Consider the following 25,836-nt stretch of genomic DNA (forward strand, 5'->3'; position numbering starts at 1 on the left):
AAGGCCGCTATGCGGCCTTTTTAAATTATAAGTTTTGTTCAAACAACTTATAAATACGACGGTACTCATCTAACCACGAAGAAGGCTGTTTAAAACCATGTGGCTCAACCGGGTATATTGCCGTTTCGTAGTTTTCTTTTTCAAGTTCGATAAAACGCTGCACTAAGCGCACTACGTCTTGGAAAAATACATTGTCGTCAACCATTGGCGCATTAATTAACAATGGTTTTTCTAACCCTTCAGCGAAATAAATCGGTGAGCTGCGCTTATAGGCAATTGGATCTACATCTGGGTGGTTCAAAATGTTCGATGTATACGGATTATTGTAATATGCCCAATCCGATACAGGGCGAAGTGCGGCACCCGCTTGGAATAATTCTGGGCGAGTTAACAATGCCATAAAGGTCATAAAACCACCGTAAGAGCCACCATATGTACCGACGCGCTGGTCGTTAACATTCGCGTTTTCAGTCATCCATTTTACACCATCGGCTAAATCTTCAATTTCAGGCTTACCCATATGGCGGTAAATTGCGGTACGCCAATCGCGACCATAGCCTTTAGATGCACGGTAATCCATGTCCATCACCACATACCCCTGCTCTGCTAGGAATGAGTGGAACATAAATTCGCGGAAATAACCTGACCAACCTAAATGTGAATTTTGTAGATAACCTGCACCGTGATTAAAGATAACCGCTTTGCGTGCTTTACCTGTTTCACCTTCTTTGTAATCACGTGGATAATACACTTTTGCATAAATAGGCTGCTCAGTATGGCTTGACGGAACGGCTACAATTTTTGGCGCTACAAGTTGCGTATTTATAAACTTATCCGATACAGTATTGGTTAAACGCGTTACCGTATCACCATCAACAATAGTTACGTACAGTTCAGGCGGTAATGCTAATTTTGAGTGCGTTAACAATAGTTTTGATTCATCCGGACTAAGCTGGTAATCGGTCATGCCGTTTAAATCGGTTTGCGCAACGCTTTCACCCGTTGTTAGATCTAGCTTGTAGATTTCGTAAATGCCAGGGTGTTTTTTGTTTGCTTTATAAAAAATTGACTGGCTATTACGAGCTTGTGTTAGTTCTGATACTACAAACTGACCGCTTGTTAGCTGCTTTGCTTTACCCGTAAGCGCTTTTGTATAAATATGGCTGTAACCAGATTCCTCAGACAAATAATACAACGTATCGGGTTGTTGATTTAACCAACCAAAATTATTGTACGTATAGTTAACCCAAGCTTTATCATGTAAGCGATGTTGCGAAACCAGTTTGTTGCTTGCAAAGTCTACAGTTGCAATCCAGCGGTCTTTATTATCAAACGCTTCAAGCATCACAGCCACTTGTGAACCATCGCTATTCCACTGAATTGCATTTTGTGACCAACCCCAGTCCATCATTAAATTAATATGACGAGGTGCTTTTTCTGATTTGTATGTTTTACCTTGTGCTTTTGCGTTTTCGGCTTTTACACTTGCTAATGCGTCTTCATCAAACCCTGGTAATGTATCGAATGGTAGGCTTGTTTGAGTATTTTCAGTGAGGTCAATCATTACCAACTCTGAGCCAGACGGCTTGGTATCGGCAACACGACGTCTTACTTTTTCAGCAACAATTTCACCGTTTTGACCAATGTAGTTTGGCATAATATCGCCATCATCACGCCACGGTGAACTTTTAGTAACAACTGTAATGAGTTTGTCGCCCGCTGGTGATACGACTGCACTGACAATACGATTACCTTTACCAAGGTAATATGTATCGTTCATAACGCTTTCGTTTTGCGTTTTTAATGACTCGTTGTAGGCGTGTTTATCTTGTTTGTTCTTGTGGGTTAGTGCTACATAGTCAATGAGTTTATGTTGCTCTTTAGCAATATAACTTGTTGGCTCTTTTACGCCTTCTGGTTTATCAGCAACTTTAAGTGCTGCTATTTGTGAGCGCAGGCCCGTTTCTACATTAATTTTGTAAAAATTATTGTTAACTCGATATGCAAGTTCACCGCTAGTTAAAAACAAAAGCTGTGATGCATTATCATCACTCAAGGTCAGCTGCTTTAATTTACCTGTTGCTTGCTCAACAGCAAAAATATTGCCTTTAAAGGTATATGCTACCCACTTGTTATCTTGACTAAAGGTTAATTGTTTCGCACCGAGTGTGTGCAATTTATCCAGCGATACTAAATCACCATTGCCTTGCTTGCCCAACATACGAGTGTAGGTATCGCGTAATTCGTTACCCGCTTGTTTGCGTGCATAATTTACCGACTTAGAATCAAACGACCAAAATGCACGCTCAGGTTGACGACCTAACCAATCTGGGTGCGCCATTGCTTGTTTTAACGTAATGGTTTCTGGGCCTTGGTGAGTCGTAGTTTCAACTACTGGTGAAAATTCGTTAGCGCCTGCGATGGTAGATTGTTCAGTCGTTTTACAACCTGCCAAACTAATACACGCAGTTACAGCAAGAGCAATAATAGATTTATTATACATTGTGTGTTTTTTTGTAATTAAAATTACACTAATTTAACCAAACAATTGGCAATAATAAAACTGCGCTTATCGTTTAATTATGTGATTTTAGCGATTACATTTGTAACAAAAAAAGGCCAACAAGGTGTTGGCCGAATACTCTGCGCTAGCAATTTAGGTCGAAACGAAAAAGTAATTTCTCGTTTCAAAGTAATAGACCGTGCGATTCATTATTTAGTTCAAAATTTATTCAAAAAATTTATTTTAATTTCTCAAATCCGATAGTCATTGACTACCCTTTAACTATATCCAATTTGAATAGCCTGTTATGAGCAAGTTTAGATTACGTATTTATCGCGGACCTGATAAAACAAGTTTAGCTAAATGGCTTAAACAAGATGAACTTGAAAACTGGTCACGCTATCAACACTTTTATTGTGATGGAAACGAGTCAATTATTTCGCTTGATATCGGAAGTTTTTGGCAAACCATGATAAACAATAAACAAAGTCACCATGAGCAATACTTAGAAGGACACGAACGGTTATTGCAAGGTAAATACATTACCAACAACGCAGTGCCATTTTATGTTGAAGTAGATATTCAATCAGAATTAAATTAAATGGTTTTATCTTTTAGGTATAATTAAACGCATAAAAAACGGTTATACACACTAACGCGTACAACCGTTTTTTTAATGCACATGCTGTATAGTTAACTAAACAGTTTATTTAGACAGTTCAACGGCACGTGCTGCGACGCCTGGATAAGCATCTTCTGGTAAATAGTTCGCAAGCACTGCAAGCTTTTTACCTAGCTCAACATTGCTGCTCGCTACGACATTAATATGACCCATTTTACGACCTGCGCGAACTGCTTTGCCGTACCAATGACTGGTTACTCCAGCAACGGATAACACATCAGCAGGAATGCTCGGCTCACCAAGCACATTGATCATCGCACTTGGCCCAATAATTGCGGTATCACCTAATGGCAACCCAGCTACAGCGCGTAAGTGGTTTTCAAACTGACTACACAGCGTACCTTGCTGTGTCCAATGACCTGAGTTATGAACGCGAGGTGCAATTTCATTCACCATTAGTTGGCCATCAACATCGAAGAACTCAATTGCCAATACACCAACATAATCCATCGCTGCTGATAGTTTATTAAATGCCGCTAACGCCTGGCTTTGAATTTGCTCATCAATATCAGTAGCAACTGATAACGTAAGCACGCCATTAGTGTGTTCGTTTTCAGTGACAGGGTAAACCGCAGTATTACCCTGCTTATCACGTGCACCAATCACTGATACTTCACGCTTAAACGGGATCATTTTTTCGGCAATAATGGTGTGTGGGAAATCTATACTACCTGCTGCAATAAACTCAGCCATTTCTGACCAAATTTGATCTACATTAGAATCTGGTTTAATACGCCACTGCCCTTTACCATCGTAACCTGCTTGACAGGTTTTGATCACAAGTGGCAATCCTAAATCGATAATGGCACGGTCTAAGTGTTCACGCTCGGTGATAAGTAAATACGGTGCACAAGGTACATTCGCTTGATCTAATAGTGCTTTTTCGATGCTACGGTCGCCGCCAGCCTTAATGGCATCTTTACCTGGGTAAAATTTGCCACTTTGACAACATAACGCTAATACATCATCAGGAATATGCTCAAACTCTGCGGTGATCGCATCACATTCTGCAATAGCAGTAACTAAGTCTTGCTCATACACGGCGAGTGTTAGCGGGTGAACAACTTGCTCAGAACCAACATCATAGGCTTTGATATTTATATCAAGAGGCGCACCTGCCAAACTCATCATACGGGCAAGTTGGCCTGCGCCGAGAACTAAAATATTCATATTATTCTGCTGGGTTTGGATGTGCTAACACAGTATCAGTTTGGTTTTTTCTAAATTCGTCGATTTTCGCTAGCAATTCAGGCTGCTGACAACCCAGAATTTGCGCCGCTAATAATCCAGCGTTTGCAGCGCCCGGATCACCAATCGCAAGCGTACCTACCGCTACACCTTTTGGCATTTGGCAGATTGATAGAAGTGAATCAACACCATTAAGTGCTTTAGATTTAACCGGAACGCCCAGTACCGGTAAGCTGGTAAACGCAGCTGCCATGCCAGGTAAGTGTGCTGCACCGCCTGCACCTGCAATAATTACTTTAATACCGCGCTCAGCTGCTGTGCTGGCATAATCGGCTAATAACTGTGGCGTACGGTGTGCAGAAACAACCTTTGTTTCATATTCAACACCGAATTTATCTAGCATATCTGCAGCGTGTTGCATGGTAGGCCAATCTGATTTTGAACCCATAATAATGCCAACAGTCATAGTCACTCCTCATAGTTAGGCACTCAATTCACATTAATTGCACTTTTAGATTATTACCAAGCGCATTGTGAATGTTAAAAATTGTTTTCGCGATGTGGGATTGCGAGTTGCGAATTATCCAATAATCCCTTCATTTTCTCAATTAAAAACTGTGAATTCTCTAATCTGTAAGGTAAATTAAGCCAATTGTTTCACTAGTTAGAAAAACCAATGCCTGAATTTAAAGTGATACCACCAACGACAACTGTGTATTGTGAAAAGCGTGGTGAAGGCTGGACGCTCACAGGCATTACTGGCATTGACGAAAATGCTTCGGTAATGTTTGACGGAACGCGATATACCATTCCAGCAAAAGAAATTGTTGAAACCTTATTACCCAATCAACTAAAACGAGAACAACAAAAAGGCGCCTAATGGCGCCTTTTTCGTAGGTATTAAATCAGTACTTATTTTAATGCATTAATACGCGCATCAAGTGGTGGGTGTGAACTCATTAAGTCCATTAAACCTTTACCAGATGCAATACCAAATGCCATCATCGACCCTTCTAGTTGTGACGGATGATTAACTTTAAGGCGCTCAAGTGCCGCACGCATTTTGTGTGCACCAACAAGATCTGCAGCGCCTTTGTCAGCAGCAAACTCTCGTTGACGGCTAAAATACGCCACTACAAAGCTTGCTAAAATACCGAATAATACTTGGAAGATCATATCAAAGATAAAGTATGTCCAAGAACCACCCGACTCTTCTTCATCGCTATTTAAGAAGTTATCGACAATACCTGCAAGTACCTTTGAGATGGCAATTACAAATGTGTTTACAACGCCTTGAATAAGCGTAAGTGTAACCATGTCGCCATTGGCAATATGTGATACTTCATGGGCGAGAACGGCTTCTGCTTCGTCTTGACTCATGTTGTGTAATAAACCAGTACTTACTGCAACCAGTGAATTATTTTTACTTGGGCCTGTTGCAAACGCATTCATTTCAGGACTGTCGTAAATAGCTACCTCTGGCATTGCAATGTTGGCTTTTTTAGCTTGCTCTGCAACACGCTCAACTAACCACTTTTCTACGTCAGAACGCGGTTGCTCGATAACATGGGCACCGGTTGATTTCTTCGCCATCCATTTCGACATAAACAGCGAAATAAACGAGCCACCAAAACCAAACAACGTGGCAATTAATAAAATGCCACCTAAGCTTCGGTGTTCTATGCCTAGTACTGACATAATAACCGACAGCACAATACCTAACACCAGCATCACCGCTAGGTTAGTAATTAAAAACAATACAACTCTTTTCATTGTTACCTCAAAATGTGTTTTCTACCGCTTTATATAGTGTCTTTTGATTACGTTTCAAGATAAATTTACAAAATGACACACATATTATTTAAAACTAAACACACCATGAAATTTACATAAAGTTATTTAGAGGGTGTTGTTCTTTATGGTCTAAATTTTGTGCAAATCCAAACCGCTTTGGTCGCGGCGTCGCTTTGTAGATCTCGTGGGCTAAATCAACAAGCGACAACACGCACTCGTTTCAATTAGTTAAATTAAGCGCAGTGTTAAGTGCTTGATACACTTGAAGCTTTGGTTTGTCGTTTTTACAGTTAGGAGCAATGGCCAATAATGGGCAATCTAATCGTGCTTTTAGGGTTTGCAGATTTTCGTCTTGTTCTAACATGCCATCGTCAACATAATTGGCAATCCAACCAACGCATTTGACGCCGCTTTGTTTGATATGACTTAACGTCAATAATGCATGATTTAAACAGCCTAACTTTAGACCAACAACTAAAATCACCGGTAAATTTTGCTCAGAAACCCAATCTGACAGTAAGTCACTATCATTAATTGGCAATGCCCAACCGCCAGCACCTTCGATTATCAAATGGTCAAGCTCTTGTTGCTTAAGCACATCTAAATGGTTTGATAGTGCCGGTTTAGTTATCTCTACTCCGGCTTTTTTTGCTGCAATATGTGGCGCAATGGGTGGCTCGAAGCAAAACGGGTTAATCAATTTGTACGGCAGTGCTACATTGCCAGACTCCAACAATGTTAACGCGTCTTCATTGACGAGCTCACCAAACGCCTGCTCAGCCCCTGCGGCAATCGGCTTAAAACCGGTAACGGATCGTTTATGTTGTTTAATATATTTAATTAAAAGGCTCGATACATAGGTTTTACCTACTTCTGTATCTGTGCCAGTTATAAAAACTTGATTCATTTCTCTATCACTATATAAGCAACTTGGTAACTTACCGGAAATTGCCCCTGCTCTTTTGGATAATTAGCTAACAATGCACGGTATTTACGTTTACCCATCAATCCACTGCGCTGCTCGCTACTATTAACTTTATGATTTGCACCAATTTCTTTAATAGAGTTTAAGGCAAGCTTAGGGCTATCGTAAAATATTTTATGATGACAAAAGCTACTACTGATTAATTTAAACGGCGTATGTGCAACTGCATTGGCGATATCGTTTTGTGTTACAAAGCGATTTATGTGAGGTTCATTGTCGAGCACTGAGAAAGCATCTTTAATTTCTTGCAACGTGCCATCGGCCACAATACTAAAGTGTGCGCGACCACCTGGTTTTAAAACACGGTAAAAATGGGTTAAAAGTGCCGCTAAATCACTACTCCATTGCATTGCAAAATTACTAAATATCAGGTCAAAACAGTCGCCCTGAAACGGTAAGGTATCCATATCAGCGCAGATACTAGGTGTAACACCTTGTTGTAACATGCTTTCACTTAAATCCATGCTTACAAGATAATCGCAGCGTTTTTTCAGTTCAAACGAATTAACAAAGGGGCCACAGCCTAAATCAAGCGCGACCTTATACCTTGCACCCAATGATTTTAACAGTATATCGGCTGCTTGCTTTTGCACATGGGCATGACTTTGATAGCGCTCTGCCGCTTTAGAAAAATGAGACGCAGTAGCTTGCTTTTTGGTTAACGCAGACAACATCATAACAATTTTAACCCATCAACAAGCTGATTTATCAACTGTTCAATATCTGCTGCTTGGTGTGCAGCGGTAAGCGTTATTCTTAGCCGTGCTGTATTATGGGGGACCGTTGGAGGTCTAATTGCCGTAAGCCAAATACCATTTGATTTTAAATACTCACTCAGCGCTAAACAGCTTTCACTATCACCAAGCACCAGCGGTTGTATAGCGCTATTTGACGGCATGAGTGCAAGGTTATGATTACTTGCAAGGGTTTTAAAATACGCAATATTGTCGTTAAGGCGTGCCCGTTTTTCATCGGCACTATAAAGCCGTTCTAATCGCGAAAGCGTTGCCGATGCAAGCCAAGGCGACATTGCGGTTGAATAGGTATAATCGCGGTTAAATTGCAATAAATAGTTGGCCACATTTTGGCTACATAACACAGCTGCCCCGCTGCTTGCGCAAGCTTTGCCAAAAGTGATAATCAGTATTTCTGGTTTAATGTCATCACAGCTGCCTAAACCATGATTACCCATTACACCAAAACCATGTGCATCATCAATCATTAACCAGGCATTGTGTTGTTTCGCGATGTGTGCAAGTTCAGCAACTGGTGCACTATCACCATCCATTGAAAACACCCCTTCACTCACAATCAACTTATGCTGCGCTTTTGATTTTTCTAAGCGACGTGTTAAATGTTTTAAATCGTTATGATTAAAGCGAGTATTCGTTGCGTTTGCCGCGAGGCCCCCGTCAATCAAGCTGGCATGATTTAGTTTATCTTGAAATATTTCACTATTGGCTTCATTCATCAAACTTTTAAGCACACTAGCGTTAGCGCTAAAGCCTGAATTAAACAATAAACACGCTTGATAATTGAGCTTAGACTTGAGGTAATTTTCAAGTGCGATATGCGCACTTTGATAGCCAGTGACTAACGAGGAACTACTTGCACCTAAGGTATTTTCTACACCCGTAATTGGCTCGTCACCTAAACCAAGGTAGTCATTTGATGCGAAATTTAAATACTGTGTATTATTTCTAAGCAAAAAACGCGGACCAACACGCTCAAAGGCAATGCGCTGACGGTATAAAGACGCTTGCTGCCTAGCGGCAAGCGTCTTATTTAAATATTCGAACGCCATTTATGCAGGATAAAATAGTTCTGATGTTTCTTTATCAGCGATTGCTGATTCTAACGACGCTTGATATGCCTCATCGGAATAATCTTCAGCACTTTCAGGTGACATACCCAGCTTTTTAATTAGCATCATATCACTGTCTGCTTCTGGATTATCCGTAGTAAGTAATTTATCACCATAGAAAATTGAGTTAGCGCCAGCAAAGAAACACATTGATTGCATCTGCTCATTCATCGCCGTACGTCCTGCACTTAAGCGAACGTAACTTTTTGGCATCATAATGCGCGCAACCGCAATCGTACGAATAAACTCAAAATGATCTAAATCGTCCACATGTTCAAGTGGCGTGCCTTTTACTTTTACTAACATGTTAATTGGCACACTTTCTGGCTGCTTTGGTAAATTTGCAAGCTGCATTAATAAACCGTAACGGTCTTTTGCTTGTTCGCCCATACCAACAATGCCACCCGAGCATACTTTCATACCCGCGTCACGCACGTGGTCAAGGGTATCAAGTCTATCTTGGTAGGTTCGTGTAGTGATGATTTGTTGGTAATATTCAGGTGAGGTATCTAAGTTATGGTTGTAATAATCCAGTCCCGCATCACGCAGTGCATGTGCTTTATCGTTATCAAGCATACCCAGCGTCATACAGGTTTCAAGACCCAGTTCTTTCACCTCTTTCACCATTTTTGCAATGTACGGCATATCGCGATCTTTCGGATCAGACCAAGCGGCCCCCATACAAAAACGTGTAGCACCCTTATTTTTAGCAATACGCGCTTGTTCAACTACTTTCTCAACTTCCATCAAACGCTCGCGTTCTAGATCCGTTTTATAGTGGCCTGATTGAGGACAGTACTTACAATCTTCAGGACATGCGCCCGTTTTAATAGATAACAGCGTAGAGATTTGTACTTTGTTTGGATTAAAGTGTTGACGATGAACACTGGCAGCTTGAAACAGTAAATCGTTAAACGGCATATTAAATAATGCCTTTACTTCACTGAGTGTCCAGTTATTACGCACCTGAGCTTGTTCCATGGAATTCTCGTTTTTATTTGTTTCTCGAACTTAATTTCGCTAGTCTACGCAGCAACACCTCATTGTCAACCAAACGCAAGCTTTAAGGGTTTACATTTGAATACTAAAGAAACAATTGATTTGGATTTTGATAAAAATCATTTATGGCACCCCTACACGTCAATGATAAATCCTCTGCCGGTGTACCCAGTTACACATGCTGATGGCGTGCATATTCATTTGGAAACGGGTGAAAAATTAATTGATGGAATGGCCTCATGGTGGAGCGTTTTGCATGGCTACAATAACGTTGAACTTAACAACGCAATAAAGCAACAAGTTGATAAAATGAGTCATGTGATGTTTGGCGGTTTAACCCACCAACCTGCAGTTGACCTTGGCAAGAAACTACTCGACATTACACCACACTCGCTTACGCGTATCTTTTTAGCCGATTCAGGCTCCGTTGCTGTAGAAGTTGCCATTAAAATGGCAATGCAATATTGGCGCAGTAAAGGTAATACGCGTAAAAACAAACTTATGGCACTAAGTAAAGGTTATCACGGCGATACATTTGCGGCGATGAGTGTATGCGATCCGGTTAATAGCATGCATTCGTTGTACAAAGGTTTTTTACCTGAGCACTATTTTGTTCCTGCACCAAAAAGTAAGTTTGGTGACGCATTTCACCGTGCAGAGCGCGATATATTAGCGCAATACTTTGAAAAGCATCACTTGGATATTGCCGCCTTTATTTTAGAACCGATTGTACAAAATGCTGGCGGTATGAACTTTTATCACAGCGACTATTTAAAAGCGGTGCGCGAATTATGTGATGAGTACGACATACTGCTAATTTGTGATGAAATCGCTACGGGCTTTGGTCGTACAGGAAAAATGTTTGCCGTTGAACATGCCAATATTGAGCCTGATATTATGTGTATTGGTAAAGCAATGACCGGTGGTTATATGACGCTGTCGGCAACCTTAACAACGGATAAAGTGGCAATTGGTATTAGTGAAGGCGATGCAGGTGTGATGATGCATGGACCTACATTTATGGCAAACCCACTCGCGTGTGCGGTTGCCAATAAAAGCATTGAATTACTGCTTAAAACAGACTGGCAAAGTAACATTACGCGCATTGAACATTGTTTTAAAGCACACTTACAAAAGCTTGAAAATGTAGATTCTGTGGCAAATGTTCGTATTCTAGGGGCAATTGGTGTTGTCGAAATGAAGCAAGCGGTTGACGTTGCCAAAGTGCAAAAACAGCTCATTGAACAAGGCGTGTGGTTAAGGCCGTTTGGCAAACTGATTTATATGATGCCGCCTTACATAATGCAAGATGAGTCAATCATCAAAATGTGTAATGCGATTAAATCGATTTTGTAGGATTTAAGGCCTAATGGCTTACCATTCAAATAGGTAAGCCATTTTATTGATGGTTTTTAGCGGTACTTTATGAATGTTGCGCTGATAATAAAGGTGCTGCATCGCTTTATCTTTAATTTCACCCACAACCACTTCTTTAACTTGATAACCAAGCGCGTGCGCCGCTTCAGCATACGCAATAAATTCCCACTTTTTAATGTTGGTGTTATCCAAAATCACCAACGGAATTTGCTGGCTCAACGCACGTATAAAACGCGCTAAATTAAGGTTGTGGTATTCACTTAGCTTGGCTTTATCAAAACGATATTGACCATCACTGATAAAAAAATCGTCGGTTGAGCAAATTACAAATTGGCCTTCATCGCCATTTACCATTTCATCACACAAACTCTGAGCGTAATGACTTTTCCCTGCGCCTGGCAGACCCCTTAAAATAAACACTTGTTTCATCTAAACAAAATTACCAATAAACAAATAATACAAATAACTAATAAACTGATCTGATTAACCGCGATACTATCATCACTGCGGCGGTTGTAACGCTGACGCATGATGATTGAAATACTCGATATAATACCAGTTAAGATTAAAAAAAGAATCAGCAGGTTACGTGGCGTCATCAACCAATGATCACGATGCGATAAACCAAAATAACGGATAATGCCATATTCAAGCTCTGGTCTTGCGTAGTGAAACATAATCAGCGCAAGCAAAAAGAAAAACCACGCGATAATTGATAACGCATGTAATACGTTTTGCCTTACAGGTGATTTGCTGCGCCTTTCTTTTATCATACGCGTCAGTTATTCAATGAAATTTCACTATTTTTAAGCATATTACACATTATCGGGAAATTTGCTGTTTTTTTATTTTTCTTTCACAGGTAAGATAACAAACTTTCTTAGCGCATGCTAAGTAAGAACAACAAGAATTTATTTAGGCATTTTAATCATTGGAGTGAAAATGAGCCATATAGCTATCACAGACCTTTTGAAAGGCCGTGTAGAAGTAGGTGCAACCGTTACTATTAAAGGTTGGATCCGCACACGTCGCGATTCAAAAGCAGGAATCTCTTTTTTAGCCGTTCATGACGGTAGTTGTTTCGATCCTATTCAAGCTGTGGTACCGAATTCACTCAATAATTATGAAGAAGTGACCAAGCTTACCGCAGGCTGTTCAGTAACGGTTGTTGGTACAATCGTAGAATCACAAGGCCAAGGCCAATCGTTTGAGATTCAAGCGGAATCGGTAGAAGTAGTAGGTTGGGTAGAAAACCCAGATACATACCCTATGGCTGCAAAGCGTCACAGTATTGAATATTTACGTGAACACGCACATTTACGTCCTCGCACTAATATTATCGGTGCAGTAACGCGTGTTCGTAACTGCTTATCACAAGCAATTCACCGTTTTTACCATGAGCGTGGTTACGTTTGGATTTCTACACCTATTATCACAGCAAGTGACTGTGAAGGTGCGGGCGAAATGTTCCGCGTATCAACACTCGATATGCAAAACTTACCACGCACTGATAAAGGCGATGTAGATTACAGCGAAGACTTCTTTGGTAAAGAAGCATTTTTAACAGTATCTGGCCAGCTAAACGGCGAAACTTACTGTTCAGCAATGTCAAAAATCTACACTTTTGGCCCAACATTCCGTGCTGAAAACTCAAATACCTCTCGTCACTTAGCTGAATTCTGGATGGTTGAGCCTGAAGTAGCATTTGCAGATCTTAACGATATTGCCGCACTTGCAGAAGACATGCTGAAATACGTATTTAAAGCAGTACTTGAAGAGCGCCGTGATGACATGGAATTCTTTGCACAACGTGTTGAGAAAACCGCTATTTCACGTTTAGAAGACTTTGTTGAAAAAGATTTCGCACAAGTTGACTACACAGACGCTGTTGAAATTCTTAAAGGCTGTGGCAAGAAATTCGAATTCCCAGTTGAATGGGGTGTGGATTTACAATCAGAGCACGAGCGCTATCTTGCAGAAGAGCACTTTAATGCACCAGTAGTTATTAAAAACTACCCGAAAGACATTAAAGCCTTCTATATGCGTCAAAACGAAGACGGCAAAACAGTAGCGGCAATGGACGTTGTTGCACCTGGTATCGGTGAAATCATTGGCGGCTCACAACGTGAAGAACGTCTAGACGTACTTGATGCGCGTTTAGAAGAAATGGGCTTAGACAAAGAAGATTACTCTTGGTATCGCGATTTACGTAAGTACGGTACTGTTCCTCACTCAGGTTTCGGCCTGGGTTTTGAACGCCTTGTAGCTTACGTAACAGGTATGGGTAACGTACGTGACGTTATCGCCTTCCCGCGTACAAAAGGTTCAGCTACTTACTAAACGCGTATCGTTTAATTAAGTACACGTAATGAAAAACCGGCAAATGCCGGTTTTTTTGTTTTTGTCATTTTAGCCTAGGGTCTGTTGATTTTTGCTGTTCTATTTTTGTTCTGTTTGAGCGTGCTTTTATCGCGGCGCTCGATGTGTGGCCTAGTAATCTAAGCGAATATCGTGCAAAGCTTCCGCGTCCTGCTCACGCCCCTTACCTACATCCATATAGGCAACAATGAGAAAAATGCGCTCAAAAGAACCGTTCGGCAGCGCTTGATTGGCTTTTCGCTGGCTCACATAGAATAACTATGCCACGCAGCCTCCGCCTTGTATAAAACCCAATCAAACTGCTGCAAAAACGAACTTGAAAGGTCAACAGACCCTAGTAATCTGCTACATCAACAGGCTTATAAAGCACATGATAATCAATAATCTGCTCACGCAAGTTTTTACACGTATAGTGTTTTGTGGCGAATCAACCTAGGGTTAGAGAATTAAATTAAAAAGAACCATAAAAAAAGCCTTGCTAAAGAAGCAAGGCTTTTACAATTGGAATAAGCTTGTGTTGTTACAAAGATGCTTCTAATTCTGGAAGTACATCAAATAGATCAGCAACTAGACCATAATCGGCAACTTGGAAGATTGGTGCGTCGGGATCTTTGTTGATTGCAACAATCACTTTAGAGTCTTTCATACCTGCGAGATGCTGAATTGCACCGCTAATACCTACCGCGATATAAAGCTGCGGCGCAACAATTTTACCTGTCTGCCCTACTTGCATGTCGTTTGGTACAAAGCCGGCGTCAACAGCTGCACGCGATGCACCAATCGCTGCACCAAGTTTGTCTGCGATACCATTTAACAATGCAAAGTTTTCGCCATTTTGCATACCACGGCCACCTGAGATGATCACATCTGCTGCGGTAAGTTCTGGGCGTTCACTTTCTGTTTCTTGTTGTGAAACAAAACTGCTTAGCGCGTTCTCTTTAACTGCATCAAACGATGAAACAGCTACTGGCGCTTGCTCACCTGCTACATCAAACGCACTCGAACGTACCGTAACAATGTGTTTATCTTCACTACTTTGTACCGTAGCAATTGCATTACCAGCATAAATTGGACGCTTAAATGTATTTTCGTCAATCACTTCGATAATGTCAGAAATTTGCACTTTGTCTAACAGTGCAGCCACTCGCGGCATAAAGTTTTTGCCTGTTGTGGTTGCAGCTGCGAAAATATGTGAATAATCACCTGCTAAATCGACAACAAGATCTGCCATATTTTCTGCAAGTTGATGCTCTAATGCTGCATTATCGGCAACAATCACATTTGATACACCTTCAATTTTGCTTGCAGCTTCTGCTACTGCGGCTACATTAAAGCCTGCAACTAAAACTGTGATCGACTTACCGAGTTTTTGCGTGGCTGAAACTACTTTAGCTGTATCGTTTTTAAGCACGCCATGTTCGTGCTCTGCAATAATAAGTACTGACATTAGATCACCTTCGCTTCATTTTTTAGTTTTTCAACTAGCGTTGCTACGTCTGCGACAATTTCGCCTGCTTCACGCTTGCTTGGCTCTTCTACTTTTAAGGTTGTAATACGCGGCGTAACATCAACACCAAGATCCGCTGCGGTTAATACATCAAGCGGCTTGCGCTTAGCCTTCATAATATTAGGAAGCGTTGCATAACGAGGTTCATTCAAGCGAAGATCCGTAGTCACAACCGCTGGTAAGTTAACTACAATTGTTTGTAAACCACCATCAACTTCACGTGTCACATTAAGCTTATCGCCATCAACTACAACTTCTGAGGCAAATGTTGCTTGTGCACGGTTTGTTAGCGCGGCAAGCATCTGACCTGTTTGGTTGTTATCAGAATCAATCGCTTGTTTACCTAAAATGACTAACTCTGGGTTTTCTTGCTCTACAACTTTGGCAAGTAGCTTAGCTACATGCAGCGACTCCAAACGTTCGCTGGTGTCAATTTGGATTGCTTTGTCTGCACCGAGAGCAAGTGCTGTACGAAGCTGTTCTTGGCAAGCCTTATCGCCAATTGATACAACGACAACTTCAGTTGCATTGCCTGCTTCTTTAATGCGGATAGCTTCTTCCACCGCGATTTCACAAAATGGGTTAAGGGCCATTTTTACATTATTAAGATCAACATCACTATTGTCGGCTTTTACGCGCGCTTTTACGTTATAGTCGATCACTCGTTTGACCGGAACTAGGATTTTCATAACCTCTCCTTTAATGTTTACGTGTACGTAAACCTAGGTAAACTTATTTAACCGTTATTTGGTTTTAAGGCTACTTCCTGTTGACGTAAACGTCAACCTAAAATATGCTAAAGCCAATAACAGGTTATTTGGTTAACAAAGACCAGCTTAATTCAACAGGGGCAATATCATGGTACAACGTGAAACCATGGAGTTTGATGTAGTTATTGTAGGCGCTGGGCCTGCGGGCTTATCAAGCGCTATAAAACTGGCACAACTAGCACAAGAAAATGAACAAGAATTAATGATTTGTGTGGTTGAAAAAGGTTCAGAGGTCGGAGCTCATATCTTATCAGGCGCGGTATTTGAACCCCGTGCACTTAATGAATTACTACCAAATTGGCAAGAACTTGGCGCCCCACTTAATACTAAAGTGAGTCAAGATGACATTTATTGGTTCAATGATGAACGTAGTGCGAAAAAGCTACCTGCTTTTGCCACGCCAAAAACGTTCCATAATGACGACAACTACATCGTTTCCATGGGTAATGTATGTCGCTTTTTAGCACAACAAGCAGAAAACCTAGGTGTAGAAATCTTTCCAGGGTTTAGTGCGCATTCACTGATAATTGAAGATGATGCGGTAAAAGGCATAATCACAGGTGATATGGGCGTAAGTGAATCTGGCGAAGAAAAAGATGGCTTTATGCCAGGTATGGAACTTCGCGCTAAATACACTATTTTTGCTGAAGGTTGCCGCGGCCATTTAGGCAAAGAGCTGATCAGTACATTTAAACTAGATGAAGGTAAGTCACCACAACATTATGGTTTAGGGTTTAAAGAAATCTGGGAAATTCCGAGCGAACACCATAAACCCGGGCTTGTTGTACATGGTGCAGGCTGGCCACTTGATAAAGATACCGGCGGCGGCTCTTATATGTATCATGGCGATGACAATCAAGTGGTTGTTGGTTTAATCATTGATTTAAACTACAGCAATCCGCACCTGTCACCGTTTGATGAATTTCAGCGCATGAAACACCACCCAGTGTTTGCAGATACACTGAAACACGGTAAACGCATAGCTTATGGCGCACGGGCCATCGCAAAAGGTGGTTTAAACTCATTACCGAAAATGACGTTTCCAGGTGGTGTGTTAGTTGGCTGTAATGCTGGTACGCTTAATTTTGCCAAGATTAAAGGTAATCACACCGCAATGAAGTCAGGCATGCTGGCCGCGGAAAGTATCTTCACTGCGATACAGGAAAATAAAGCTAATACAGAGCTCGATGACTTTGCATCGCGTTTTGAGAATTCATGGCTTTATCAAGAATTAAACAGCAGCAAAAACTTTGGCCCAGCAATGCATAAGCTAGGTAAGTTTTTTGGCGGTATGTATAACACCATTGACCAAAACTTATTTAATGGCGGTTTACCATTTAGCTTTAAAGATGACACACCTGATCATGCCTGCCTTGAACCAGCTAGTCGCCATTCGGAAATTAACTATGCAAAACCCGATGGCACACTTAGTTTTGATAAACTAAGTTCAGTGTTTTTATCAAGCACAAACCATGAAGAAGATCAGCCATGTCACTTGAAACTGGCAGATAATACAATACCGCTTGGTAAAAACTTATCTGAGTACAATGAGCCTGCACAGCGCTATTGTCCAGCAGGCGTATATGAAATTAACGAAGTTGAAGGTCAACCAACGTTCGTTATTAATTCGCAAAACTGCATCCACTGTAAAACTTGCGATATTAAAGATCCGAGTCAAAACATTACTTGGGTCACACCTGAAGGTGCTGGCGGACCAAATTACCCGAATATGTAATTTCCAATTGTATTTGTCAAAGGCATGCTCTCCCACGTGAGCATGCCTTTTTTATTACTTGTTAAAACCTTAGTTATCGCTAATACTCAATAAACAACACACTGATTATCAAGTAATTATGGATAAAGACAGCGTTACATTTAGATTTTTGGCAGAACCTACCGACGTTAACTTTGGCGGTAAAGTACACGGTGGCATTGTTATGAAGTGGATTGACCAAGCGGGTTATGCTTGTGCAGCGCTGTGGAGTGGTCATTACTGTGTTACCGTATCAGTTGCGGCAATAAAATTCCATCGCCCTATTCTTGTTGGGCAACTTGTTGAAGTTGAAGCCAAAATAGCTAATACAGGTAAAACCAGTATGCAAATATTTATCGCTGTTCGCTGTGGCGATCCGAAATCTGGGCAGATGGTAGAATCGAATAATTGCATCATCAATTTTGTCGCTACGGATCAAGCTGGTTACCCTGTACCGGTTCCTGCCTTTGAAGCAAAAACCGCAAATGAAAAGCGTATTCAAAAATACGCGCAGAAGATGAAAGACATGTCACTGCAAGCGGAAAAAGTGTTCGAACAAGAAATGAAAGAAGAATAATTTTATTCAACACGTTTTATGGCAAAATAGGCGCTTTTACAGTGCCTATTTAAGTTTGTTAGTGTTATGAATGACTACCAATTAAGTCCAATTGCCTTTATCGAATCTCCCTATAAACAAAAATTTGCGATACCTCGCCAGCCTCGCCTTATTCCAGAAGCAAAAGCCAAGTGCAAATTTGTTGGTGAGTTTAATCGTGAAGAGTTTGTCCGTGGTATTGAAGACTTTAGCCATGTTTGGCTGATTTTTCGTTTTCATGAAACGGCCGATAAAGGCTGGTCGCCATTAGTTCGCCCACCTCGTTTAGGCGGCAACGATAAAAAAGGAGTGTTTGCAACCCGCGCCACCTTTAGACCAAATGGCATTGGTATGAGTGCGGTTAAACTCGAAGGTGTGCACTATGAACATGGTCAACTTTGGCTTGAGCTGTCAGGTATTGACTTACTAGATGGTACACCGATTCTTGATATCAAGCCCTACTTGCCCTATTCCGATAGCCTACCAAACGCAACTGCAGGGTTTGCAGATACGCGCCCAGAAACGCCATTAGTCATTGAGTTTGCAGATAAAGCCATTGCGTTTTGTGAGAATAACTCGGCACTTTACCCTGAGCTACAAAGCTTTATTGAGAAGGTATTAAAACAAGACCCACGACCGGCCTATAAAAAAACGAAAGCCGGGTTACAAGAATACGGCATGAGCTTGTTTGATTTAAATATTAAATGGCAAGTGATTGAAAGCGACGTTACCGTATTAGAAATTAGTAAAAATAGCGAAAAGCCAGCATAGTAAGGCTTTTGAATTTTTACATACACTGATAAACTTAGCGCCTTACCTTATAAAAATAGATTTAACATTTCGGAAAGCAAATGCGTACTAGTCAATATATTTTAGCGACGTTAAAAGAAACGCCATCTGATGCAGAAATTATCAGCCATCAGCTTATGTTACGCGCGGGAATGATCCGCAAACTAGCATCGGGTTTATACACTTGGTTACCAAGTGGTTTAAAAGTACTACGTAAAGTAGAAAACATTGTTCGTGAAGAAATGAACAAAGCCGGTGCGATTGAAATGTTAATGCCCATTATCCAGCCAGCCGACCTTTGGCAAGAGTCTGGTCGTTGGGAGCAATTTGGCCCAGAATTACTGCGTATTAATGACCGTCACAACCGTCCTTTTGCGTTAGGTCCTACACACGAAGAAGTTATTACTGAATTTGTTCGTAAAGAGATTAGCAGTTACAAACAACTGCCGGTAAATCTTTATCAAATCCAGACTAAAGTACGCGATGAAGTTCGCCCACGTTTTGGTGTAATGCGCGCGCGCGAATTCACCATGAAAGATGCCTATTCTTTCCATTTAAGTGAAGAATGCTTAAATGAAACGTATAAGAAAATGCACCAAGCATACTGTAATGTTTTTGAGCGTTTAGGGTTAGATTACCGCCCAGTAATTGCAGATACTGGTTCAATCGGTGGCTCAGTTTCGCATGAATTCCACGTACTTGCAGAATCTGGTGAAGATGCCATCGCATTTAGCTCAGAGTCAGACTACGCCGCGAATATTGAAAAAGCAGAAGCGGTAGCACCAAGTATCGAACGCCCTGCACCAGCAAAAGAGCTAAACCGTTTCGATACGCCTAATGCAAAAACAATTGAAGATCTAAAACAGCAGCATGGTGTTAAACCACACCGCGGCGTTAAGACGTTAATTGCCTACGGCGCGCCAAATGAGAACGAAGAACGTGGTCTAGTTGCACTCGTCGTACGTGGCGATCATGAACTTAATGAGCTTAAAGCTGAAAAGCTAACACTGGTTGATTCACCACTTGAGTTTGCAACGGAAGAAGACATCGTTAAAGCAACGGGTGCAAAGCCAGGTTCCCTTGGTCCGGTTGGTTTAAATATGCCAATTATTGTTGACCGTTCAGCGGCTGTAATGGCGGATTTTGTTGCGGGTGCGAATGAAGATGGTGTTCACTACAGTGGCATTAACTTTGACCGTGACGTTACCGACTACACAGTTGAAGATATTCGTAATGTTGTGGAAGGCGATCCTAGCCCATGTGGTAAAGGCGTATTAAATATCAAACGTGGTATTGAAGTTGGTCATATTTTCCAGCTTGGCACAAAGTACTCTGAGGCAATGAAAGCAGGCGTACTTGCTGAAAGCGGTAAAAACCAAATTATGACCATGGGTTGTTATGGTATCGGTGTTTCGCGCATCGTTGCTGCTGCAATCGAACAAAACCACGACCAATACGGTATTAAATGGCCGACTGCCCTTGCTCCGTTTGAGCTGGCAATCGTACCAATGAATATGCACAAGTCGCATCGTATTCCAGAGATTGCCGACAAGTTATACGCAGATCTTCAAGCTGCTGGTATTGATGTATTATTTGATGATCGTAAAGAACGCCCAGGCGTAATGTTTAACGATATGGAATTAGTTGGCGTACCGCATACGTTAGTGATCGGTGAGCGTAATCTAGATAACAATCAAATCGAATACAAAAATCGTATTACAGGTGAAAAAGAACTTATTGACCTAGATAACGCGATTGAAGCAATTATTAACCTAGTTAAATCATAATTGTAAGATCATAAAAAAGCGCTGTGTTATCACAGCGCTTTTTTTGTGTCTTTTAAAAAGGATAGGTATAACCCATATCCTTTTTTGAAATTAGGCTTTGTTTTCTTCTTTCGCCCAAGAATCACGTAAGCCAACAGTACGGTTAAATACTAACCCTTCTGCTTTACTATCTCGACAGAAATAGCCTGTACGTTCAAACTGGTAACCTACTTCAGCTTCTGCATTGGCAAGTGCTGGCTCAACAACCGCAGAAGTTAAACGTACTAAAGACTCTGAGTTCAATACTGTGACAAAGTCCTCTTCCGCTGCCGGGTTAGGCACAGTAAATAAACGGTCGTATAAACGTACTTCTGCTGGAACACCTTGGCTTGCACTTACCCAGTGAATAACGCCTTTTACTTTACGACCATCACTTGGATTTTTACCCAGTGTTTCATCGTCGTATGTACAGTAAATAGTAGTAATGTTGCCTGCTTCGTCTTGGTCAACACGTTCCGCCTTAATAACATACGCACCACGTAAACGCACTTCTTTACCCAGCACTAAACGTTTATATTTTTTGTTCGCCTCAAGACGGAAGTCTTCACGCTCAATAAATACTTCACGCGTGAAAGGTACGATACGCGTGCCCATTTCTTCGATATTTGGATGATTTTGAACAGTCAATTCTTCCACTTTATCTTCTGGGAAATTTTCGATTACGACTTTAATCGGATCAAGTACTGCCATTGCACGCGGTGCATTTTCGTTTAGGTCATCACGGATACATGCTTCTAACATGCCCATTTCTACCATATTATCTTGTTTTGTAACGCCAATACGCTTACAGAATTCGCGTACCGAAGCAGGTGTATAACCACGACGCTTTAAACCCGCAATTGTAGGCATACGCGGGTCATCCCAACCTTCTACGTGCTTTTCTTCAACTAATGCATTTAACTTACGCTTACTCATTAGTGTGTATTCAAGATTTAAACGAGAAAACTCAATTTGTTGCGGATGACATTCAAGTGAAATGTTATCTAACACCCAATCGTATAGACGGCGGTTATCTTGGAATTCAAGCGTACAAAGTGAGTGAGTAATACCCTCTAACGCATCTGAAATACAGTGTGTGAAATCGTACATTGGGTAGATGCACCACTTGTCACCTGTTTGGTGGTGATGTGCAAAACGAATACGATAAATAATTGGATCGCGTAGCACCATGAATGAGCTCGCCATATCAATTTTTGCACGTAGAACACATTCGCCTTCTTTAAACTCACCATTTTTCATTTTTTCGAAAAGCGCTAAGTTTTCTTCAACACTGGTATCACGGTAAGGGCTGTTTTTACCTGCTTCTGTTAAAGTACCACGGTATTCGCGCGCTTCATCTGGTGATAAGAAACAGACGTACGCTAAGCCTTTTTCAATTAGCTCTACCGCGTAGCCGTATAACTCGTCAAAGTAGTTTGACGAATAACAAATATCGCCATCCCAGTTAAAACCAAGCCATTTAACATCTTGTTGAATTGAGTTTACGTAATCGATGTCTTCTTTTTCTGGGTTCGTATCATCAAAACGTAAGTTACATAGGCCTTTATAGTCTTGTGCAATACCAAAGTTTAGGCAGATAGACTTTGCGTGACCAATATGTAAAAAACCATTCGGCTCTGGTGGAAAACGTGTATGTGTTGCTGCATGTTTTCCTGATGCTAAATCTTTATCAATTAAATTAGTGATAAAGTTTGTTGCTCGATTTTCTGCTTCCGCCATTGCGAAATTTTCCTATATTCATTAAATAAATTAACGGCCTAATTATTACAAATAAAAGGCTCAGCGACTAGCTCCAATCACTTTGCAAGGTTAAAAAAATAACGCTACATTAAGAATTACATATCATAAAAGTTGTTTAATTTGTGAAAATACTATTTGCATTGTTGTTTATTGTGAGCTGTTCAGTCACAGCTTCAAATTCTATTACCTTTGCGGTTGGTCATGACCATCTAAAAATGATAAAAGATTACCCTTTTTACGCAGCTTCTTGGGAAATACTAAATGTCGAACTTAATAATATAGGTTATGAAGTAAAAACCAATGTTTCCCCTTGGGCAAGAGCCAAAGAATCAGTAAAAAAAGGGAAAAGTGACGGGTTATTTTTGGCAGCAAATTTCAAAGGTAGAGAAAGTTGGGCATCTTTAAGCATTGCTATTGGCCAAGATCAGTTTGGCATATTTCAAAATCATCGCTCTGATCCACTTGCCCCCTTTGGCTCAGTGCGACTACTAAATAATTATAGTCAATTAACTTTTCTCGACCAAAATAAACAAATTAAAGTTACTACAGCACAAGAAGGCTTGCTGTTATTGAGTAATCAAAAATTACAAGGATTTGTCATGTCACGTAGTTATGGCGACTACTTATTACATAATGAATTACACACTTTAAATAAACGAATAGTGTTTAACGAAAAGAAGATTGAAACTTATACCGCACATATTGCGGTAGGCAAAACAAACCCAAAAAGAGATGTAATCCTTTCCATTGTGAATAAAGCAATCGGAAATGCCTTTAAGTCAGGCTCTTATAAAAAGATAATGCAAAAATACAGTGTCGAAGAGTATCAATTAGTGCCTTTCTAAACGAACTAAGAAAATTATCCAATAAAAAAGGCTGCAGATGCAGCCTTTTTTAAACGATAGGTAAATTACCAGCCAGTTTTCTCAGCTAGTGCTTTACCGATATCAGCTAGTGAACGAACAGTTTTAACGCCTGCTGCTTCTAGCGCTGCGAATTTCTCGTCAGCTGTACCTTTACCGCCAGCGATAATCGCACCAGCGTGACCCATACGCTTACCTGGAGGAGCAGTAACACCAGCGATGTAAGAAACTACAGGCTTAGTTACATTAGCTTTAATGTATTCAGCAGCTTCTTCTTCAGCTGTACCACCGATCTCACCAATCATTACGATCGCTTCAGTTTGTGGATCTTTTTCGAACATTTCAAGAACGTCGATGAAGTTAGTACCTGGGATTGGGTCACCACCGATACCAACACATGTTGATTGACCGAAACCAGCATCAGTTGTTTGCTTAACAGCTTCGTAAGTAAGTGTACCAGAACGTGATACGATACCTACTTTACCTGGCTTGTGGATGTGACCAGGCATAATACCAATTTTAGTTTCACCCGGAGTGATAACACCTGGGCAGTTTGGACCAATCATGCGAACGCCAGTTTCGTCAAGCTTAACTTTAACGTCAACCATGTCTAGCGTTGGAATACCTTCAGTGATACAAACGATTAGCTCGATACCTGCATCGATAGCTTCAAGGATTGCATCTTTACAGAAAGGTGCTGGAACGTAGATTACAGATGCAGTTGCACCAGTAGATTCTACCGCTTCACGTACTGTGTTAAATACAGGAAGACCTAGGTGAGTTTGACCACCTTTACCTGGAGAAACACCACCAACCATTTGTGTACCGTACTCAAGCGCTTGCTCTGAGTGGAAAGTACCTTGGCCGCCAGTGAAACCCTGACAGATTACTTTAGTATCTTTGTTAATTAATACAGACATTATTTGCCCTCCGCAGCAGCAACAACTTTCTCAGCAGCGTCAGTTAGTGACTCAGCTGCGATGATGTCAAGGCCAGAGTTAGCAAGAACGTCACGACCAAGATCAGCGTTAGTACCTTCTAAACGTACAACTACAGGTACATTTACACCAACTTCTTTAACTGCACCAATGATACCTTCTGCGATCATGTCACAACGTACGATACCACCGAAGATGTTAACTAGTACTGCTTTAACATTGTCATCAGATAAGATGATCTTGAATGCTTCAGCTACACGCTCTTTCGTCGCGCCGCCACCTACGTCTAGGAAGTTAGCTGGCTTGCCGCCGTGTAGGTTTACGATGTCCATCGTACCCATTGCAAGGCCAGCACCGTTAACCATACAACCAACGTTACCGTCTAGTGCTACGTAGTTCAGTTCCCACTGAGCTGCGTGTGCTTCACGCTCGTCTTCTTGTGACGGATCGTGCATTTCACGGATTTTAGGCTGACGGTATAAAGCATTACCATCTACACCGATTTTACCGTCTAGACAGTGAAGGTTACCTTCGTCAGTGATTACTAATGGGTTGATTTCTAATAGTGCGAAATCATGGTCGTTGAACATGTTAGCAAGACCCATGAAGATCTTAACAAACTGCTTCATTTGTGTAGGGTTTAAACCTAGTTTGAAGCCTAGTTCACGTGCCTGGTAAGCTTGAGGACCTACTAGTGGATCGATCTCAGCTTTGTGAATTAGTTCTGGTGTTTCTTCAGCAACTTGTTCGATTTCAACGCCACCTTCAGTAGATGCCATGAAAACAACTTTACGAGAAGCACGGTCTACTACAGCGCCAAGGTATAATTCGTTAGCGATATCTGTGCAGCTTTCAACAAGGATTTTAGCTACTGGCTGACCATTTTCGTCAGTTTGGTAAGTAACTAAGTTTTTACCTAACCAGTTTTGTGCAAATTCTTTGATTTCTTCTTTGCTGTCAGCAAGCTTTACACCGCCCGCTTTACCACGTCCACCTGCGTGAACCTGACATTTAACAACCCACTTGTCACCGCCAATTTTATCAGCAGCTTCTGCAGCTTCCTGAGGAGTGTCACATGCATAACCCTCAGAAACTGGTAAACCATAGTCGGCAAATAATTTCTTTGCCTGATACTCATGCAAATTCATGATGCTTTTCCAATTGTATTACGTAAAGGGTTGAACCGTTGTTCAACCATCCCAAATTGCGCACCTAGTATAGTCGCACCAATCAGGTATGAAAACCCCAGTACGACCAAAGGCGCAAAAAAAAAGCTGCGAATCA

Annotated in this window: 24 protein-coding genes; 9 read left to right on the forward strand and 15 right to left on the reverse strand. The window is 41.1% G+C overall.

The features are described 5' to 3' along the window. Positions 1 to 25: 25 nt before the first annotated feature. On the reverse strand, positions 26 to 2,503 hold the full coding sequence (locus PSPO_RS07390; RefSeq protein WP_010560071.1) for a S9 family peptidase: 2,478 nt from the start codon (positions 2,501 to 2,503) through the stop codon (positions 26 to 28). 307 nt (positions 2,504 to 2,810) lie between these two features. Between PSPO_RS07390 and PSPO_RS07400 the strand changes: the two genes are divergently transcribed. Then, positions 2,811 to 3,104, forward strand: coding sequence for a hypothetical protein (locus tag PSPO_RS07400; RefSeq protein WP_010560069.1), 294 nt, complete (start codon positions 2,811 to 2,813; stop codon positions 3,102 to 3,104). A 105-nt stretch (positions 3,105 to 3,209) separates the two neighbouring features. Here PSPO_RS07400 and PSPO_RS07405 read toward each other — a convergent pair whose 3' ends face one another. Together PSPO_RS07405 and purE are read right to left on the reverse strand one after the other, a co-directional pair. Continuing rightward, positions 3,210 to 4,355, reverse strand: a complete 1,146-nt coding sequence (locus tag PSPO_RS07405; RefSeq protein ID WP_010560068.1) for a 5-(carboxyamino)imidazole ribonucleotide synthase — start codon at positions 4,353 to 4,355, stop codon at positions 3,210 to 3,212. A gap of 1 nt (position 4,356) precedes the next feature. Then, positions 4,357 to 4,839 (reverse strand): 5-(carboxyamino)imidazole ribonucleotide mutase, encoded by a 483-nt coding sequence (purE, locus tag PSPO_RS07410; RefSeq protein ID WP_010560067.1) that lies wholly within the window; start codon positions 4,837 to 4,839, stop codon positions 4,357 to 4,359. Positions 4,840 to 5,049: 210 nt separating this feature from the next. Between purE and PSPO_RS07415 the strand changes: the two genes are divergently transcribed. Next, positions 5,050 to 5,253, forward strand: a complete 204-nt coding sequence (locus tag PSPO_RS07415; RefSeq protein WP_010560066.1) for a hypothetical protein — start codon at positions 5,050 to 5,052, stop codon at positions 5,251 to 5,253. A 32-nt stretch (positions 5,254 to 5,285) separates the two neighbouring features. Here the strand turns inward: PSPO_RS07415 and htpX are convergent, their stop codons facing one another. The 5 genes from htpX to bioB form a co-directional block, all read right to left on the reverse strand. After that, a complete protein-coding gene (gene htpX / locus PSPO_RS07420; RefSeq protein WP_010560065.1) occupies positions 5,286 to 6,146 on the reverse strand; it encodes a protease HtpX in 861 nt (286 codons plus the stop codon). Between the two features lie 241 nt (positions 6,147 to 6,387). Continuing rightward, a complete protein-coding gene (bioD, locus tag PSPO_RS07425; RefSeq protein WP_010560064.1) occupies positions 6,388 to 7,074 on the reverse strand; it encodes a dethiobiotin synthase in 687 nt (228 codons plus the stop codon). Further along, positions 7,071 to 7,829, reverse strand: a complete 759-nt coding sequence (gene bioC / locus PSPO_RS07430) for a malonyl-ACP O-methyltransferase BioC (protein WP_010560063.1) — start codon at positions 7,827 to 7,829, stop codon at positions 7,071 to 7,073. The genes bioD and bioC overlap by 4 nt, the downstream gene beginning before the upstream one ends. Further along, positions 7,826 to 8,956, reverse strand: a complete 1,131-nt coding sequence (locus tag PSPO_RS07435; protein ID WP_010560062.1) for an aminotransferase class I/II-fold pyridoxal phosphate-dependent enzyme — start codon at positions 8,954 to 8,956, stop codon at positions 7,826 to 7,828. The genes bioC and PSPO_RS07435 overlap by 4 nt, the downstream gene beginning before the upstream one ends. Further along, complete coding sequence (gene bioB / locus PSPO_RS07440) at positions 8,957 to 9,997, reverse strand: biotin synthase BioB (RefSeq protein ID WP_010560061.1); 1,041 nt, start codon at positions 9,995 to 9,997, stop codon at positions 8,957 to 8,959. A 96-nt stretch (positions 9,998 to 10,093) separates the two neighbouring features. Between bioB and bioA the strand changes: the two genes are divergently transcribed. Then, positions 10,094 to 11,371: an adenosylmethionine--8-amino-7-oxononanoate transaminase gene (gene bioA / locus PSPO_RS07445; protein ID WP_010560060.1), complete on the forward strand. Its 1,278-nt coding sequence runs from the start codon at positions 10,094 to 10,096 to the stop codon at positions 11,369 to 11,371. Between the two features lie 18 nt (positions 11,372 to 11,389). On the opposite strand, the gene PSPO_RS07450 is transcribed toward bioA, so the two are convergent. After that, complete coding sequence (locus tag PSPO_RS07450) at positions 11,390 to 11,821, reverse strand: AAA family ATPase (protein ID WP_010560059.1); 432 nt, start codon at positions 11,819 to 11,821, stop codon at positions 11,390 to 11,392. Beyond that, positions 11,818 to 12,165 (reverse strand): hypothetical protein, encoded by a 348-nt coding sequence (locus PSPO_RS07455; protein ID WP_010560058.1) that lies wholly within the window; start codon positions 12,163 to 12,165, stop codon positions 11,818 to 11,820. The genes PSPO_RS07450 and PSPO_RS07455 overlap by 4 nt, the downstream gene beginning before the upstream one ends. Positions 12,166 to 12,334: 169 nt before the next feature. Between PSPO_RS07455 and asnS the strand changes: the two genes are divergently transcribed. Further along, positions 12,335 to 13,732: an asparagine--tRNA ligase gene (asnS, locus tag PSPO_RS07460; RefSeq protein ID WP_010560057.1), complete on the forward strand. Its 1,398-nt coding sequence runs from the start codon at positions 12,335 to 12,337 to the stop codon at positions 13,730 to 13,732. Between the two features lie 559 nt (positions 13,733 to 14,291). Here asnS and PSPO_RS07465 read toward each other — a convergent pair. Both PSPO_RS07465 and PSPO_RS07470 read right to left on the reverse strand, forming a co-directional pair. Further along, positions 14,292 to 15,218 carry an electron transfer flavoprotein subunit alpha/FixB family protein gene (locus tag PSPO_RS07465; protein WP_010560056.1) on the reverse strand — a complete coding sequence of 309 codons (927 nt, stop codon included), beginning with the start codon at positions 15,216 to 15,218 and terminating at the stop codon, positions 14,292 to 14,294. Then, entirely contained in the window at positions 15,218 to 15,967 is a 750-nt protein-coding gene (locus PSPO_RS07470) for an electron transfer flavoprotein subunit beta/FixA family protein (protein WP_010560055.1), read from the reverse strand. The genes PSPO_RS07465 and PSPO_RS07470 overlap by 1 nt, the downstream gene beginning before the upstream one ends. A gap of 169 nt (positions 15,968 to 16,136) precedes the next feature. On the opposite strand from PSPO_RS07470, the gene PSPO_RS07475 reads away from it, so the two are divergent. From PSPO_RS07475 to PSPO_RS07490, 4 genes are all read left to right on the forward strand, one after another. Beyond that, on the forward strand, positions 16,137 to 17,783 hold the full coding sequence (locus PSPO_RS07475; RefSeq protein ID WP_010560054.1) for an electron transfer flavoprotein-ubiquinone oxidoreductase: 1,647 nt from the start codon (positions 16,137 to 16,139) through the stop codon (positions 17,781 to 17,783). Between the two features lie 118 nt (positions 17,784 to 17,901). Then, positions 17,902 to 18,378, forward strand: a complete 477-nt coding sequence (locus PSPO_RS07480) for an acyl-CoA thioesterase (protein ID WP_010560053.1) — start codon at positions 17,902 to 17,904, stop codon at positions 18,376 to 18,378. A 66-nt stretch (positions 18,379 to 18,444) separates the two neighbouring features. Next, complete coding sequence (gene tsaA / locus PSPO_RS07485) at positions 18,445 to 19,167, forward strand: tRNA (N6-threonylcarbamoyladenosine(37)-N6)-methyltransferase TrmO (RefSeq protein WP_010560052.1); 723 nt, start codon at positions 18,445 to 18,447, stop codon at positions 19,165 to 19,167. Positions 19,168 to 19,247: 80 nt separating this feature from the next. After that, positions 19,248 to 20,972 carry a proline--tRNA ligase gene (locus tag PSPO_RS07490; RefSeq protein ID WP_010560051.1) on the forward strand — a complete coding sequence of 575 codons (1,725 nt, stop codon included), beginning with the start codon at positions 19,248 to 19,250 and terminating at the stop codon, positions 20,970 to 20,972. A gap of 90 nt (positions 20,973 to 21,062) precedes the next feature. Here the strand turns inward: PSPO_RS07490 and glnS are convergent, their stop codons facing one another. Then, positions 21,063 to 22,730, reverse strand: a complete 1,668-nt coding sequence (gene glnS, locus PSPO_RS07495; RefSeq protein WP_010560050.1) for a glutamine--tRNA ligase — start codon at positions 22,728 to 22,730, stop codon at positions 21,063 to 21,065. 143 nt (positions 22,731 to 22,873) lie between these two features. Between glnS and PSPO_RS07500 the strand changes: the two genes are divergently transcribed. Further along, positions 22,874 to 23,596: a substrate-binding periplasmic protein gene (locus tag PSPO_RS07500; protein WP_010560049.1), complete on the forward strand. Its 723-nt coding sequence runs from the start codon at positions 22,874 to 22,876 to the stop codon at positions 23,594 to 23,596. Between the two features lie 65 nt (positions 23,597 to 23,661). On the opposite strand, the gene sucD is transcribed toward PSPO_RS07500, so the two are convergent. Continuing rightward, positions 23,662 to 24,534, reverse strand: a complete 873-nt coding sequence (sucD, locus tag PSPO_RS07505; protein WP_010560048.1) for a succinate--CoA ligase subunit alpha — start codon at positions 24,532 to 24,534, stop codon at positions 23,662 to 23,664. Then, positions 24,534 to 25,700 (reverse strand): ADP-forming succinate--CoA ligase subunit beta, encoded by a 1,167-nt coding sequence (gene sucC / locus PSPO_RS07510; RefSeq protein WP_010560047.1) that lies wholly within the window; start codon positions 25,698 to 25,700, stop codon positions 24,534 to 24,536. Before sucC ends, sucD begins: the two co-directional genes overlap by 1 nt. Between the last annotated feature and the right edge of the window lie 136 nt (positions 25,701 to 25,836).

The organism is Pseudoalteromonas spongiae UST010723-006 (assembly GCF_000238255.3).
Classification (GTDB): Bacteria; Pseudomonadota; Gammaproteobacteria; order Enterobacterales; family Alteromonadaceae; genus Pseudoalteromonas; species Pseudoalteromonas spongiae.

Excerpts from the sequence above, each read along its gene's own strand:
- purE (WP_010560067.1), bottom strand. The coding sequence starts at position 4,839 with ATGACTGTTGGCATTATTATGGGTTCAAAATCAGATTGGCCTACCATG.
- PSPO_RS07480 (WP_010560053.1), top strand. The coding sequence starts at position 17,902 with ATGGATAAAGACAGCGTTACATTTAGATTTTTGGCAGAACCTACCGAC.
- bioD (WP_010560064.1), bottom strand. The coding sequence starts at position 7,074 with ATGAATCAAGTTTTTATAACTGGCACAGATACAGAAGTAGGTAAAACC.
- PSPO_RS07490 (WP_010560051.1), top strand. The coding sequence starts at position 19,248 with ATGCGTACTAGTCAATATATTTTAGCGACGTTAAAAGAAACGCCATCT.
- PSPO_RS07450 (WP_010560059.1), bottom strand. The coding sequence starts at position 11,821 with ATGAAACAAGTGTTTATTTTAAGGGGTCTGCCAGGCGCAGGGAAAAGT.
- bioB (WP_010560061.1), bottom strand. The coding sequence starts at position 9,997 with ATGGAACAAGCTCAGGTGCGTAATAACTGGACACTCAGTGAAGTAAAG.
- sucC (WP_010560047.1), bottom strand. The coding sequence starts at position 25,700 with ATGAATTTGCATGAGTATCAGGCAAAGAAATTATTTGCCGACTATGGT.
- bioC (WP_010560063.1), bottom strand. The coding sequence starts at position 7,829 with ATGATGTTGTCTGCGTTAACCAAAAAGCAAGCTACTGCGTCTCATTTT.
- sucD (WP_010560048.1), bottom strand. The coding sequence starts at position 24,534 with ATGTCTGTATTAATTAACAAAGATACTAAAGTAATCTGTCAGGGTTTC.
- PSPO_RS07415 (WP_010560066.1), top strand. The coding sequence starts at position 5,050 with ATGCCTGAATTTAAAGTGATACCACCAACGACAACTGTGTATTGTGAA.
- PSPO_RS07470 (WP_010560055.1), bottom strand. The coding sequence starts at position 15,967 with ATGAAAATCCTAGTTCCGGTCAAACGAGTGATCGACTATAACGTAAAA.
- PSPO_RS07390 (WP_010560071.1), bottom strand. The coding sequence starts at position 2,503 with ATGTATAATAAATCTATTATTGCTCTTGCTGTAACTGCGTGTATTAGT.
- htpX (WP_010560065.1), bottom strand. The coding sequence starts at position 6,146 with ATGAAAAGAGTTGTATTGTTTTTAATTACTAACCTAGCGGTGATGCTG.
- PSPO_RS07465 (WP_010560056.1), bottom strand. The coding sequence starts at position 15,218 with ATGTCAGTACTTATTATTGCAGAGCACGAACATGGCGTGCTTAAAAAC.
- PSPO_RS07475 (WP_010560054.1), top strand. The coding sequence starts at position 16,137 with ATGGTACAACGTGAAACCATGGAGTTTGATGTAGTTATTGTAGGCGCT.
- PSPO_RS07400 (WP_010560069.1), top strand. The coding sequence starts at position 2,811 with ATGAGCAAGTTTAGATTACGTATTTATCGCGGACCTGATAAAACAAGT.
- asnS (WP_010560057.1), top strand. The coding sequence starts at position 12,335 with ATGAGCCATATAGCTATCACAGACCTTTTGAAAGGCCGTGTAGAAGTA.
- tsaA (WP_010560052.1), top strand. The coding sequence starts at position 18,445 with ATGAATGACTACCAATTAAGTCCAATTGCCTTTATCGAATCTCCCTAT.
- PSPO_RS07405 (WP_010560068.1), bottom strand. The coding sequence starts at position 4,355 with ATGAATATTTTAGTTCTCGGCGCAGGCCAACTTGCCCGTATGATGAGT.
- glnS (WP_010560050.1), bottom strand. The coding sequence starts at position 22,730 with ATGGCGGAAGCAGAAAATCGAGCAACAAACTTTATCACTAATTTAATT.
- PSPO_RS07435 (WP_010560062.1), bottom strand. The coding sequence starts at position 8,956 with ATGGCGTTCGAATATTTAAATAAGACGCTTGCCGCTAGGCAGCAAGCG.
- PSPO_RS07455 (WP_010560058.1), bottom strand. The coding sequence starts at position 12,165 with ATGATAAAAGAAAGGCGCAGCAAATCACCTGTAAGGCAAAACGTATTA.